The 13,394-nt window shown below is 72.9% G+C and carries 14 protein-coding genes; 8 read left to right on the forward strand and 6 right to left on the reverse strand.

What is annotated here, in order from left to right:
• The first annotated feature begins 1 nt into the window (after position 1).
• The 3 genes from ACRWNP_RS07165 (at position 2) to ACRWNP_RS07175 (ending at position 1,056) form a co-directional block, all read left to right on the forward strand.
• Entirely contained in the window at positions 2-208 is a 207-nt protein-coding gene (locus ACRWNP_RS07165) for an acyl-CoA carboxylase subunit epsilon (RefSeq protein WP_431960140.1), read from the forward strand.
• Between the two features lie 90 nt (positions 209-298).
• On the forward strand, positions 299-430 hold the full coding sequence (gene mmpB, locus ACRWNP_RS07170; RefSeq protein ID WP_319137499.1) for a morphogenic membrane protein MmpB: 132 nt from the start codon (positions 299-301) through the stop codon (positions 428-430).
• Positions 431-435: 5 nt separating this feature from the next.
• Complete coding sequence (locus ACRWNP_RS07175) at positions 436-1,056, forward strand: Maf family protein (RefSeq protein WP_431960142.1); 621 nt, start codon at positions 436-438, stop codon at positions 1,054-1,056.
• Between the two features lie 22 nt (positions 1,057-1,078).
• On the opposite strand, the gene ACRWNP_RS07180 is transcribed toward ACRWNP_RS07175, so the two are convergent.
• On the reverse strand, positions 1,079-1,540 hold the full coding sequence (locus ACRWNP_RS07180; protein ID WP_431960143.1) for a hypothetical protein: 462 nt from the start codon (positions 1,538-1,540) through the stop codon (positions 1,079-1,081).
• 376 nt (positions 1,541-1,916) lie between these two features.
• Here ACRWNP_RS07180 and ACRWNP_RS07185 point away from each other — a divergent pair, with 376 nt between their 5' ends.
• Complete coding sequence (locus ACRWNP_RS07185) at positions 1,917-3,689, forward strand: acetyl/propionyl/methylcrotonyl-CoA carboxylase subunit alpha (protein WP_431960145.1); 1,773 nt, start codon at positions 1,917-1,919, stop codon at positions 3,687-3,689.
• 82 nt (positions 3,690-3,771) lie between these two features.
• Here ACRWNP_RS07185 and ACRWNP_RS07190 read toward each other — a convergent pair whose 3' ends face one another.
• Positions 3,772-4,758, reverse strand: coding sequence for a DeoR/GlpR family DNA-binding transcription regulator (locus ACRWNP_RS07190; RefSeq protein WP_431960251.1), 987 nt, complete (start codon positions 4,756-4,758; stop codon positions 3,772-3,774).
• 198 nt (positions 4,759-4,956) lie between these two features.
• A complete protein-coding gene (locus tag ACRWNP_RS07195) occupies positions 4,957-6,405 on the reverse strand; it encodes an NAD(P)H-quinone dehydrogenase (RefSeq protein ID WP_431960146.1) in 1,449 nt (482 codons plus the stop codon).
• Between the two features lie 63 nt (positions 6,406-6,468).
• On the opposite strand from ACRWNP_RS07195, the gene ACRWNP_RS07200 reads away from it, so the two are divergent.
• From ACRWNP_RS07200 to ACRWNP_RS07210, 3 genes are all read left to right on the forward strand, one after another.
• The gene (locus ACRWNP_RS07200) at positions 6,469-6,906 is read left to right on the forward strand and encodes a gamma-glutamylcyclotransferase (RefSeq protein WP_431960147.1); all 438 of its coding nucleotides are present in this window, start codon (positions 6,469-6,471) and stop codon (positions 6,904-6,906) included.
• Between the two features lie 143 nt (positions 6,907-7,049).
• Positions 7,050-7,883 (forward strand): purine-nucleoside phosphorylase, encoded by an 834-nt coding sequence (locus ACRWNP_RS07205; protein ID WP_431960148.1) that lies wholly within the window; start codon positions 7,050-7,052, stop codon positions 7,881-7,883.
• Positions 7,884-8,158: 275 nt separating this feature from the next.
• Positions 8,159-9,889, forward strand: a complete 1,731-nt coding sequence (locus ACRWNP_RS07210; protein WP_431960149.1) for a phospho-sugar mutase — start codon at positions 8,159-8,161, stop codon at positions 9,887-9,889.
• Between the two features lie 79 nt (positions 9,890-9,968).
• On the opposite strand, the gene ACRWNP_RS07215 is transcribed toward ACRWNP_RS07210, so the two are convergent.
• From ACRWNP_RS07215 to ACRWNP_RS07225, 3 genes are all read right to left on the reverse strand, one after another.
• On the reverse strand, positions 9,969-10,622 hold the full coding sequence (locus ACRWNP_RS07215; RefSeq protein WP_431960150.1) for a PH domain-containing protein: 654 nt from the start codon (positions 10,620-10,622) through the stop codon (positions 9,969-9,971).
• Positions 10,623-10,700: 78 nt separating this feature from the next.
• Positions 10,701-11,675: a hypothetical protein gene (locus ACRWNP_RS07220; protein WP_431960152.1), complete on the reverse strand. Its 975-nt coding sequence runs from the start codon at positions 11,673-11,675 to the stop codon at positions 10,701-10,703.
• The gene (locus ACRWNP_RS07225; RefSeq protein WP_431960153.1) at positions 11,672-12,265 is read right to left on the reverse strand and encodes a SigE family RNA polymerase sigma factor; all 594 of its coding nucleotides are present in this window, start codon (positions 12,263-12,265) and stop codon (positions 11,672-11,674) included. The genes ACRWNP_RS07220 and ACRWNP_RS07225 overlap by 4 nt, the downstream gene beginning before the upstream one ends.
• Before the next feature lie 130 nt (positions 12,266-12,395).
• Between ACRWNP_RS07225 and deoC the strand changes: the two genes are divergently transcribed.
• The gene (deoC, locus tag ACRWNP_RS07230) at positions 12,396-13,391 is read left to right on the forward strand and encodes a deoxyribose-phosphate aldolase (protein ID WP_431960252.1); all 996 of its coding nucleotides are present in this window, start codon (positions 12,396-12,398) and stop codon (positions 13,389-13,391) included.
• Positions 13,392-13,394: the final 3 nt, after the last annotated feature.

The following is a 13,394-nucleotide window of genomic DNA, read 5'->3' on the forward strand; positions in this document are numbered from 1 at the left end:
CATGGTGATCAAGGTCGAACGGGGCAACCCGACCCCCGAGGAGCTGGCGGCCGTCGTGGCCCTCGTCCAGGCCCGGGCCGCGGCGGCCGCGGGGCCCGCCGACGGCCCGCGAACGGCCGACGAGTGGGCCTCCCCGGCGCGCAACGTCCCCGGCCGGATGCCGCGCCCGGCGCCGGTGTCCTGGCGCGCCAGCTACTGGCCGCGCTGACCGCAGCGGACGGAAATGGTCCGCATGCCCGCCCGCGCCTGAGTATCCGTACTCAGGCGCGGGTGTTCTCCACGCCGCAACCTGGACGGCATGCTGTGGTCCGACCCGTCCGACGAACCCCCCGAGGAGATGCGGCAGGCGCAGGCGATGCTGCGCCGCGCGATGCTCGTGATCGCCGTCGCCGTCCCCCTGATCACAGCCCTGGTGGCCTGGCGCGGCTGACTACGATGACGGGCATGACCGACAGCAGCCGCAGCCCCCGCCCGCTCGTCCTCGCCTCCGCGTCCCCCGCGCGCCTGGGACTGCTGAGGCAGGCCGGGCTCGACCCGCGGGTCGTCGTCAGCGGTGTCGACGAGGACGCGATCAGCGCGGACAGTCCCGCCGAGCTGGCCCGGGTGCTGGCCGAGGCCAAGGCCTCCGCGGTCGCGGAGCGGCTCTCCGACGGCGAGGTGGTCGTCGGCTGCGACTCCGTCCTGGACCTGGACGGCCAGGCGCTGGGCAAGCCGGCCGACGACGAGGACGCCACGTCCCGCTGGAAGTCCATGCGCGGCCGCTCCGGTGTGCTGCGGACCGGCCACTGCGTGATCGACCTCGCCACCGGCCGCCGGGCCTCGGCCACCGCCTCCACCACGGTGCGGTTCGGCACCCCGGACGACTCCGAGATCGCCGCGTACGTCGCCTCGGGCGAGCCGTTGCACGTGGCCGGCGCCTTCACCCTCGACGGCCGCTCGGCGCCGTTCGTCGAGGGCATCGAGGGCGACCACGGCAACGTCATCGGCATCTCGCTGCCGCTGCTGCGCGGCCTCCTCGCCGAGCTGGACCTGCGCATCACCGACTTCTGGGTCTGACCACTCCGACCGGTCGGCCCGGTCAGACGGCGGCGGGGGCGACGGGCGGCGGGGGCGTGCTCCCGCCGGGCTCGTCGCCCGCGCCGGAGACCGGGGTCTCCCCCGCGTACAGCACGAGGGCGAGCACCACGAACCCCAGGACCACCATCATCCCCACGAACGCGGCCCAGCCCACCGGGGCCGCCAGACCCGCGCCCAGGACTCCGTGGGTCACCGCGCACACGATGAGCAGGATCCGGCCGAAGGGGCCCGCCGCCCGGTCGCGCCGCGCCATGCGGACGAGGACGACCGCGCACCCGATGAGGAAGAGCGCCATCACCACGCCGGCCGCCCACGCGCCCACCGCCATCGCGCCCGGGTCGAGCCCGGCCAGGGACATCTGCTGGTGGCGCACGGCGATACCCATGATCCAGTTGACGAAGGCGAAGCCGAACGCCTCCAGGATCAGCAATACGGCCGCCGCCACGGCGACACTTCTGCGCACTGTGCGCCCCCTGTCCAGAGCCCCTATTACCGGCGGTATGTCGTGCGCCGAACGCTACTAACGGGTAGGAGTTGCGGCAAGAGTCCGCGCGGCACCACCCGTATGGGGCGCCGGTCCGGCAAAGATTTACCCGGGCCTTCGTGGAGTTCCCACAAAAAAAGCGCCACGTCGGTCACGGTGGAGGACGGTGACCCGGCCCACACCCCAGGGCCACAAGCACCGGGATAAATGGGGCTTTACCGTAGGAAGCCAAGGCATCCGGGTCCTGATTGCGGGCCCGTATCACCCTCCGTGTGGGCAAGCTCACCCCCAGGGGTGCCTCGGCACGAAGTGTCGCCAGTACCTAAACTCTGCTTGTTTCAAGGAGGGAGCCATCGTGCGCAAGGTGCTCATCGCCAACCGCGGTGAAATCGCAGTCCGCGTCGCCCGCGCCTGCCGGGATGCCGGGATCGCCAGCGTGGCCGTCTACGCGGAGCCGGACCGGGACGCGCTGCATGTGCGCGTGGCCGACGAGGCGTACGCGCTGGGCGGTGACACCCCAGCCACCAGTTACCTGGACATCTCCAAGGTGCTGGCGGCCGCGGCCGAGTCCGGGGCCGACGCCGTCCACCCCGGCTACGGCTTCCTGTCGGAGAACGCCGACTTCGCCCAGGCCGTCCTGGACGCCGGGCTGACCTGGATCGGCCCGCCGCCGCAGGCCATCCGCGACCTCGGCGACAAGGTCGCCGCCCGGCACATCGCCCAGCGCGCCGGGGCCCCCCTGGTCGCCGGCACCCCCGACCCCGTGTCGGGCGCCGACGAGGTCGTGGCCTTCGCGCGCGAGCACGGCCTGCCGATCGCGATCAAGGCCGCCTTCGGTGGCGGCGGACGCGGCCTGAAGGTCGCCCGCACCCTGGACGAGGTCCCCGAGCTGTACGAGTCGGCCGTCCGCGAGGCCGTCGCCGCCTTCGGTCGCGGCGAGTGCTTCGTCGAGCGCTACCTCGACAAGCCCCGGCACGTGGAGACCCAGTGCCTGGCGGACACCCACGGCAACGTCGTGGTCGTCTCCACCCGCGACTGCTCCCTGCAGCGCCGCCACCAGAAGCTGGTCGAAGAGGCCCCGGCGCCGTTCCTGACCCCGGAGCAGAACGCCCAGCTGTACGCGGCGTCCAAGGCCATCCTCAAGGAGGCCGGCTACGCGGGCGCAGGCACCTGTGAGTTCCTGGTCGGCACCGACGGCACCATCTCCTTCCTGGAGGTGAACACCCGTCTGCAGGTCGAACACCCGGTCACCGAGGAGGTCACCGGCATCGACCTGGTCCGCGAGATGTTCCGCATCGCCGACGGCGAGGAACTCGGCTACGACGACCCGCCGCTGCGCGGCCACTCCTTCGAGTTCCGCATCAACGGCGAGGACCCGGGCCGGGGCTTCCTGCCCGCCCCGGGCACCGTCACCCGCTTCGACCCCCCGACCGGCCCTGGCGTCCGCCTGGACGCGGGCGTCGAGTCCGGCAGCGTCATCGGCCCGGCCTGGGACTCCCTGCTCGCCAAGCTCGTCGTCACCGGCGCCACCCGGCAGCAGGCCCTGCAGCGCGCCGCGCGCGCCCTGGCCGAGTTCCAGGTCGAGGGCATGGCCACCGCCATCCCGTTCCACCGCGCGGTGGTCGCCGACCCGGCGTTCGCCCCCGAGGTCCACGGCAAGACCGGTCCGTTCACCGTCCACACCCGGTGGATCGAGACCGAGTTCGTCAACGACATCAAGCCCTTCGCCGCCCCGGCAGACGCCGAGGAGGACACCGAGCCCGGCCGCGAGACCGTGGTGGTCGAGGTCGGCGGCAAGCGCCTGGAGGTCTCCCTGCCCGCCTCGCTGGGCATGACCCTGGCCCGCACCGCCGCCGCCGGCGGTGCCCGCCCCAAGCGCCGCGCCACCAAGAAGGCCGGCTCCGCGGCCTCCGGCGACTCCCTGACCTCCCCGATGCAGGGCACCATCGTCAAGATCGCCGTCGAGGAGGGCCAGCACGTCAACGAGGGCGACCTCGTGGTGGTGCTGGAGGCGATGAAGATGGAGCAGCCCATCAACGCCCACCGGGCCGGCACCATCAAGGGCCTCACCGCGGACGTCGGCTCCTCCGTCTCCTCGGGCGCCCTGCTCTGCGAGATCAAGGACTGACGTCCCGTCCGCGAACGGCAGCACCCATGCGCGGGCCCCGGCCGATCACTCGGCCGGGGCCCGCCGCATGTCGCCGGCGGGGCTAGTGTCTGCGCGGCGCCAGGTCGGCGATCCGGGCGGCCTGCTGCTCCCCGGCCAGTTGGGCGGTGCGCAGCGGCGACATGCCCGACACGCCGCCGCCCGACTGGCCGGCGGCCCTGGCGCGCGGCTCGCCGGGAGCCGCACCGCCCGGGTAGTTGCCGGAGGGGTGCTGATGGCGCCGGGGTCCCGGGACGGGCGGCATCTCCCGTCGCTGCCGCAGGGACATCCCGTTGTCCGCCCCGTCGGTCGACGCGACGGCAACCTGCACACCCCGGTCGGCCAGCGCCTGCAGCTCCGTCGCGGCGCGGTCGTCGCCCGTCGGTGGCTCGTCCGTGACCAGATGGGTGATCAGGTCCGTGGGCACGGTCTGGAACATCGTGTCCGTGCCCAGCTTGGTGTGGTCGGCCAGGACCACCACCTCCGCCGCCGCCTGGACCAGGGCCCGGTCGACGCTGGCGGAGAGCATGTTGGACGTGGACAGCCCCCGTTCGGCGGACAGTCCCGCCCCGGACAGGAAGGCCCGCGACACCCGCAGCCCCTGCAGGGACTGTTCGGCGCCGCTGCCGACCAGCGCGTAGTTGGAGCCGCGGAGCGTGCCGCCGGTCATGACGACCTCGACCCGGTTCGCATGCGCCAGTGCCTGCGCCACCAGCAGGGAGTTGGTGACGACGGTCAGCCCCGGCACCCGCGCGAGCCGGCGTGCCAGCTCCTGGGTGGTCGTGCCGGCGCCGACGACGATGGCCTCGCCCTCCTCGACGAGACCGGCCGCGAGATCGGCGATCGCCGTCTTCTCCGCGGTCGATAGATGGGATTTCTGCGGGAAGCCGGACTCCCTGGTGAAGCCCCCCGGCAGCACCGCACCGCCGTGCCGGCGGTCGAGCAGTCCTTCTGCCTCCAGCGCCCGCACGTCACGCCGTACGGTCACTTCCGAGGTCTGGACGACACGGGCGAGCTCACGGAGCGAGACCGCTCCGTTGGCGCGCACCATTTCGAGGATCAGTTGGCGACGTTCTGCTGCGAACACGAAACTGACAGTAACGCCAATGACCGTCTGCTATCAGCAGTTTGCACCGATTAACAGAAGTTGTTCGCAGGTTCGGACGTCCCGTGCTATATGGGCCGAGGCATTCGCCCCTGCAGGGCGAGACCGGAGGCCGGTGCCGGAGGTCGTTGCCGGGGGACCGTGCTAGAGCTCCCCGGCGGCCTTGCGCGTCGCCAACTGCCGTGCGGCTTCGGCGATCGAACCCGACAGGGAAGGGTAGACCGTGTAGGTGTTCGCCATCTGTTCGATGGTCAGATTGTTGTCGACCGCGATCGAGATGGGGTGGATGAGCTCGCTCGCGCGCGGCGCGACGACCACGCCGCCGACCACGATGCCGGTGCCCGGACGGCAGAACAGCTTCACGAAGCCGTCCCGGATGCCCTGCATCTTGGCGCGCGGGTTGCGCAGCAGCGGAAGCTTCACGACCCGTGCGTCGATGACGCCCGCGTCGACGTCGGCCTGGGTGTAGCCCACGGTCGCGATCTCGGGGTCGGTGAAGACGTTCGAGGAGACCGTCTTGAGGTTGAGCGGGCCGACCGTCTCGCCCAGGAAGTGGTACATCGCGATCCGGCCCTGCATGGCCGCGACCGAAGCGAGCGCGAAGACGCCCGTGACGTCACCGGCCGCGTACACGCCAGGCGCCGAGGTACGGGAGACCTTGTCGGTCCGGATGTGGCCGGACTCCTTGAGCTTGACGCCCGCGCCCTCCAGACCCATGGCGGCGGTGTTCGGTATCGCGCCGACCGCCATGAGGCAGTGGCTGCCGGTGATGACCCGGCCGTCGGCGAGGGTGACCTCGACGCCGTCGCCGACCCGCTTGACGGCCTCGGCCCGGGAACGGGCCATGACGTTCATGCCGCGGCGGCGGAAGACGTCCTCCAGGACGGCGGCGGCGTCCGGGTCCTCACCGGGCAGGACGCGGTCGCGGGAGGAGACGAGCGTCACCTTCGAGCCGAGCGCCTGGTACGCGCCGGCGAACTCGGCGCCGGTCACGCCGGAGCCGACCACGATGAGCTCCTCGGGGAGCTCCTCCAGGTCGTACACCTGCGTCCAGTTGAGGATCCGCTCGCCGTCCGGCTTCGCGTCGGGCAGCTCGCGGGGGCGGCCGCCGGTGGCGATCAGCACGGCGTCGGCGGTGAGGGTCTCGGAAGTGCCGTCGGCCACCTCCACGACGACGGTGCGGGAACCGTCGATCGCCTGCATGCCCTCCAGCCGGCCGCGGCCGCGCATCACCCGGGCGCCCGCACGGGTGACGGAGGCGGTGATGTCGTGGGACTGGGCGAGCGCGAGGCGCTTCACCCGCCGGTTGACCTTGCCGAGGTCGACGCCGACGACGCGGGCGGCCTGCTCCAGGTGCGGTGTGTCGTCCGCCACGATGATGCCCAGTTCCTCGTACGAGGAGTCGAAGGTGGTCATCACCTCGGCCGTCGCGATCAGGGTCTTCGACGGCACGCAGTCGGTCAGCACCGAAGCCCCGCCCAGGCCGTCGCAGTCGACGACGGTCACCTCCGCACCCAGCTGGCTGGCCACCAGGGCCGCTTCGTATCCGCCGGGTCCGCCACCAATGATCACGATCCGAGTCACGTACCCCATTGTCCCGCACGCGCCAAGTGATCACTTACGGGGGCGGCACCCCGCTGTCGTACTCTCGTGAGCATGTCGCTCTACGCCGCCTACGCCGGCAACCTCGACGCCCGGCTGATGACGCGCCGCGCCCCGCATTCGCCCCTGCGCGGTACCGGGTGGCTCAGCGGCTGGCGCCTCACCTTCGGCGGCGAGCAGATGGGCTGGGAGGGCGCGCTCGCCACTGTGGTGGAGGACCCGCTGCACCAGGTCTTCGTCGGGCTGTACGACATCGCGCCGGTCGACGAGGAGGCGGTGGACCGCTGGGAGGGCGTCCCGCTGGGCATCTACCGGCGCCACATGGTGCGGGTGCACACCCTGGACGGCGACGTGCCCGCGTGGATCTACGTCCTCAACGACTACGAGGGCGGTCTGCCGTCCGCGCGCTACCTCGGTGAGATCGCGGACGCGGCGGAGTCCGCGGGCGCCCCGCACGACTACGTCATGGAACTGCGCAAGCGCCCCTGCTGACCCTGCTGACCCCGCGGAAAGCACGGCGTCGCGGTCTCCCCGCGGCCCCCACGGCCCCGTCAATCGGCGGATCCTCCGAAATTTCGCAGACCGTGACCTGGGACGTCTACGCGCGTAGGAGATAACCGGCTACTCTCATCCGCGTGAACTCTTCCGCAACTCCCCACGCTGCCCGCACCCCGCTGGGCGACCCGTACGCCGCCGCCGCGGCCGCCGCCGCACGCCTGCGCGAGCTCACCGGCGGCGAGACCCACGACGTCGCCCTGGTGATGGGCTCCGGCTGGGTGCCTGCCGCCGACGCACTCGGCGAGGCCGACTACGAGTTCGCGGTGACCGAGCTGCCGGGCTTCCCGCCGCCCGCCGTGGCCGGGCACTCCGGCAAGGTGCGCTCCGTGCGGGTCGGCGACAAGCGGGCGCTGGTCTTCCTGGGCCGCAACCACTTCTACGAGGGCCACGGTGTCGCCACCGTCGCGCACGGCGTGCGCACCGCCGTCGCCGCCGGCTGCAAGACCGTCGTGCTGACCAACGGCTGCGGCGGGCTGCGCCCCACCTACCGCCCCGGCCAGGCCGTGCTGATCAGCGACCACATCAACATGACGGCCGCCTCGCCGATCGTCGGCGCGAACTTCGTCGACCTGACCGACCTCTACTCGCCGCGGCTGCGCGCCCTGTGCAAGGAGGTCGACCCCTCTTTGGAGGAGGGCGTCTACGTCCAGCTCCCCGGCCCGCACTACGAGACCCCGGCCGAGATCAAGATGGTCCGGGTCATCGGTGGCGACCTCGTCGGCATGTCCACCACGCTGGAGGCCATCGCGGCCCGCGAGGCGGGCGCCGAGGTGCTCGGCATCTCCCTGGTGACCAACCTCGCCGCCGGCATGACGGGCGAACCGCTGAACCACGAGGAGGTCCTGGAGGCCGGCCGCGACTCCGCCGCGCGGATGGGCAGCCTGCTGGCCCAGGTGCTCGAGCGGATCTGACCGGCTCGCACCCCCCGGTGGGGCAGGCCGGTGTGCCGTACCGGCACGCCGCGCGCGATCGCGGGGGTGCCCGCACCCTGGTTAGGGAAGACGCCCTACGGGGAGGTAACCCAGCGGCGCTCGTCGCGGCAGCCCGCTCCGCCGCCGCCCGGCCGGACGGACCCGGCCGCGCGGCCTCCCACCGCGGCACGGTCGCGGGCATGACGGGCCAGGGGCGCCAGGCCTGCCCGCGCGTGGCGCGGGCGGCACCGAAGACGACATCGCAGGAGCATCACGTGGCAAGCGCAAGCGAGAACGCGGAGCTGATCCCTCAGGCGCGCACCTGGCTGGCCGAGGACCCCGACCCCGACACCCGAGCCGAGCTGGAAGCCCTGCTCGCGGCCGTCGAGTCGGGCGACGCGGCGGCGGCCGGCGACCTCGCGGCCCGGTTCGCCGGCACCCTGCAGTTCGGCACGGCGGGGCTGCGCGGTGAGGTCGGCGCGGGCCCGATGCGCATGAACCGCTCCGTGGTCATCCGGGCCGCCGCCGGTCTCGCCGCGTACCTCAAGGCGCAGGGGCAGGGCGACGGGCTGGTCGTCGTGGGTCACGACGCACGCCACAAGTCGGTGGACTTCGCCCGCGACACCGCCGCCGTCATGGTCGGCGCGGGCCTGCGGGCGGCCGTGCTGCCCGGGCCGCTGCCCACGCCGGTGCTGGCGTTCGCCATCCGCCACCTGGGCGCCGTCGCGGGCATCGCGGTGACCGCGAGCCACAACCCCCCGCGCGACAACGGATACAAGGTCTACCTGGGCGACGGCTCGCAGATCGTCCCGCCCGCCGACGCCGGGATCGCCGACGAGATCGCCGCGATCGGCCCGCTGGCCGGCGTACCGCTGGCGGACGAGGGCTGGCAGATCCTCGGCGAGGAGGTCGTCGAGGCCTACCTGGACCGCGCCGCCTCGGTCGTGGACCGGCACACCCCGCGCGACCTCTCGGTCGTCTACACCCCTTTGCACGGGGTCGGCCGCGACGTGCTGACCGCCGCCTTCGAGCGGGCCGGGTTCGGCGCCCCGCACGTGGTCGCCGAGCAGGGCGAGCCCGACCCGGACTTCCCGACCGTCGCCTTCCCCAACCCGGAGGAGCCGGGGGCGATGGACCTGGCCTTCGCCGCGGCCCGGGCCCTCGGGCCCGACGTCGACATCGTCATCGCCAACGACCCCGACGCCGACCGCTGCGCCGTGGCCGTGCCGGACCGCTCCGCCGCGGACGGCTGGCGGATGCTGCGCGGCGACGAGGTCGGTGCCCTGCTCGCCACCCATCTGGTGCACCGCCGGGCCGGCGGCACCTTCGCGGCGAGCATCGTCTCCTCCTCCCTGCTGTCGCGCATCGCGGCCCGCGCGGGGCTGCCCTACGCCGAGACCCTGACCGGCTTCAAGTGGATCTCCCGGGTGGAGGGCCTGAGCTTCGGCTACGAAGAGGCCCTGGGCTACTGCGTGGATCCCGCGGGCGTGCGCGACAAGGACGGCGTCACGGCGGCGCTGGCCGTCGCGGAACTGACCGCCGAGCTCAAGGCCAAGGGCCGTACGCTCGTCGACCTGCTGGACGACATCGCCCTCGAGTACGGCCTGCACGCCACCGACCAGCTCTCGGTGCGGGTCGCCGACCTGTCGGTCATCGACGAGGCGATGAGCCGGCTGCGGGAGCGGCCGCCCAGCTCGCTGGCCGGGCTCGCCGTCGTCACGGCCGAGGACCTGTCCAAGGGCAGCGCGGAGCTGCCGCCGACCGACGGCCTGCGCTACCGGCTGGCCGGCTCCCCGGGAGCCGGCGTGGAGTCGGCCCGGGTGATCGTGCGGCCGAGCGGCACCGAGCCCAAGCTGAAGTGCTACCTGGAGGTCGTACTGCCGGTGCCGGGCGCCGACCGGCTGACCACCGTCCGCGCCCAGGCCGCCGGGGTCCTCGCGGCCCTCAAGGCCGGCCTCGCGGCCGCCGCCGGGCTCCCCGGGGACGAGGCCGCGGCGCAGGCCTGACGCCCCGGGAACACCGCCCGCCGCGGTCGTGCCGGCCCGGGCACGGCCGGGGGCGCGGTGGGCGCCCGGGCCGGCCGGCTCAGCCGATGGCGAGCAGGACGATCAGCACGACCGCCCCCGCCACCGCCGGGGCGATCACCTCGTAGGCCCAGCGGACCGTGACCTCGCTCTGCGCGCCCGCCCGGCCGCCGTGCCGCTCCGCGAGCTCGCGCAACTCGTCCACCACGCGGTCGGACCAGGCCCGGGTGGCATCCGCGGTACCGGGACGGGACCCCAGCGTCGCGCCCGGGTCGCCCGCGGCGGCGGCGCGCGTCTTGGCCCGTGCGGCCCGCTTGCGGGCGCGCATGGACACGGGCACGGCCCACAGCTGGTACTTCTTGCCCTCCGCGAACAGCTCGGTCGAGTACCCCGAACGCAGCCCCTCCACGGCGCCCCAGGACGCGGTGATGGTGCGGAAGGGGTTGCGCACCAGGAGGCGGTCGTCACCGGCCCGGACGACCGGACGCAGGGTGAACGCGACGACCAGCGGCACGATCAGCAGCAGCAGCGCGAGGGCCACCCAGGGCGTGTTCCCCGTACCGCGGACGATGGCGTCGATGCCGAGCCACAGTGTGATGGCGAGCATGATCACGCCGCCGGCGACACCGGCCGACGAGCGGTAGGAGCGCTCGGCGTACTTCGGCTGCCCGGAATCGGGCTGCGGTTCGGGGACGGGGTTCTCGGAGCTCGTCATGAGATCAGATTGTGCCTGACCGCGAGCCTCCGCCCCGCGGGGCGGAGGTTGCGTTAGTGCATCGGCGTCACCGGCCGCCTACTGGTACCCCTTGTCCTTCCTGGAGTCGTAGACGCGTTTGCCCGCCGCGTCGTAACCCTGGATGTGCGGCAGGGAATCCTCCGGCGCGGCGAGGACCCCGGTCGCGACGAAATAGCCGTGGTCGAGCGCGGCCTGCCGCGTGACGCCGCCCCAGGAGACGGTGACCTTGGCGACCCCGGGCTCGACCGTGCCGATACTGCCCCAGCGGAAGGGGAAGTGGTACGGCAGCCCCGGTCCGGTGGCGGTGTCCTGCTTGTAGAGCCGGTAGGCGTTGTCGTCCGGCACGACGGGCCCGCGGCCCGGAGCGTCGTCCGCTCCGATGCTGCCGTTGATACCGCCCGCCTTCCCGTCCTTGTCCGTGCAGATCAGGCGGACGGGGTCGCCGTCCGCGGTGCCGACCGCCACGACACGGATGCCGTCGCCCGGGGAGTTCCTGTCGCCCGTGGCGTTCAGCGCGAGGATCACCCGGTAGTCCTCGGCCTTCCCATAGTCGCGCGCGAAGGCGGACGCTCTGGGCTCGTGTTCCTCGCTGAACGCGAGACACCGCTCCAGCACCTCGGCCGCGCGCTCCATCGTGATCCCGTCGGCCAGCTGCCCCGGTGTCACCGGACCCGCGGGCCCGCTCGGCAGCGCGCTCGTCCGCACCGGGGCGGAGGGGTGCGGCTCTGCGGTGCTCGCCGGCACCGACGGCCGGGTGTCATGCGCGGGCAGGGCGGCCGAGCCGTCACCGCCGGGCTGGTAGTGCATCGCGACAGCCGTGCCGGGCACCGCGACCAGCGCCGCCAGCCCGGCACCGGCGGCGAGCACCCGGCGTCTGCGGCTCGTCCTTCCCTGCCGCACGATCGTGGCGTAGGGCGCCTCGCCCGTGCGCAGCCCGTCCGTCTGTTCCTCGAGGAGCTCGCGCAGCTGCGCCTCGAACTCCGTGTCACCGTCCGCCGGGCCGTAACCCGCCGTGTCTCCCGTGTCCTTCATCGGGCCCCTCCCGCGACCTTCGTGTCCTTCGCCGTGCCCCACGGCCTCGTCCCTGTCCTCGTCCCCATGGCCGCCCCGGCACCTACGGGCTCCGCGGCCACCACCGCCGTGCCCAGCCGGGCCCGCAGCTTGGCCAGGCCACGGGCCGCCTGGCTCTTGACCGTGCCGGCCGAGCAGCCCAGCGCCTGGGCCACCTCGGTCTCCGACAGGTCGTCCCAGTACCGCAGCACGACCACGGCCCGCTGCCGTGCGGGCAGCTCGCCGAGCGCCGCCAACAGCACCTGGCGCTGCGCCACCCGCGCCGTCGGGTCGGCCCCGACTCCCTCGGGCAGTACGTCCGTGAGCCGTTCGGCCACGCGTTTCTTGCGGAACCGGTCCTTGTTGCAGCTGATCAGAATCCGCCGCACGTACGCGTCCGGGTTGTCGCTGCGCTGCACCCGCCGCCAGGACCGATAGGCCTTGGCCAGAGCTGTCTGCGCCAGATCCTCGGCGTGATGCCCGTCACCTGTGAGCAGATAGGCGGTCCTGACCAGATGGGCCCATCTGGCGCGGACGTAGCCTTGGAACTCCGCCTCGTCGTCTGGATTCATCGATGACCCCCTTCACCCACCAGACCACCGATTCCGCCGATTCGGTTGCCGGGCCCCCCGGAAGGGGACGGACGGATCCGTCCCTACCGGTGACATTCGCTACGCGCGTAGATATGCTGGTCTGGTGACCATGCCCACCACTGTTCCCGCTCACGGCCCCGACGCCGCGGCCCGGCTGGCGTCCATGGCCGACGTCACGGCCTCCGACGCCGCGCTGCGCCGCTACCTGCACGGGCTGCCCGGCGTCGACGCGGTCGGTCTCGAGGCCCGCGCCGCAAGCCTCGGCACCCGTTCGATCAAGACCACGGCGAAGGCGTACGCCATCGACCTGGCGATCTCGATGATCGACCTGACCACGCTCGAAGGCGCGGACACCCCGGGCAAGGTCCGGGCGCTGTCCGCCAAGGGCGTCAACCCGGACCCGACCGACCGCACGACCCCCAAGGTCGCCGCGATCTGCGTCTACCCGGACATGGTCGCGACCGCCAAGGAGGCCCTCGGCGACTCCGGCGTGCACGTCGCGTCCGTCGCCACCGCCTTCCCGGCCGGCCGCGCCGCACTGCCGGTGAAGCTCGCCGACACCGCCGACGCGGTGGCCGCCGGCGCCGACGAAGTGGACATGGTCATCGACCGCGGTGCCTTCCTCGCCGGCCACTACCTGAAGGTCTTCGAGGAGATCAGGGCGGTCAAGGAGGCCTGCCGCCGTCCCGACGGCAGCTCCGCCCGCCTCAAGGTCATCTTCGAGACCGGCGAGCTGGCCACGTACGACAACATCCGCCGCGCCTCCTGGCTCGGCATGCTCGCGGGCGCCGACTTCATCAAGACCTCCACCGGCAAGGTGGCCGTCAACGCCACCCCCGCCAACACCCTGCTGATGCTCGAGGCCGTGCGCGACTTCCGCGCCGCCACGGGCGTCCAGGTCGGGGTGAAGCCCGCCGGCGGCATCCGCACCTCCAAGGACGCCATCAAGTTCCTGGTCCTCGTCAACGAGACCGTGGGCGACGAGTGGCTGAGCAACGAGTGGTTCCGTTTCGGCGCGTCCAGCCTGCTGAACGACCTGCTCATGCAGCGCCAGAAGCTGAGCACCGGCCGCTACTCCGGTCCCGACTACGTGACGGTGGACTGAGGA

It is taken from the genome of Actinacidiphila sp. bgisy160 (assembly GCF_965342435.1).
Lineage (GTDB): Bacteria > Actinomycetota > Actinomycetes > Streptomycetales > Streptomycetaceae > Actinacidiphila.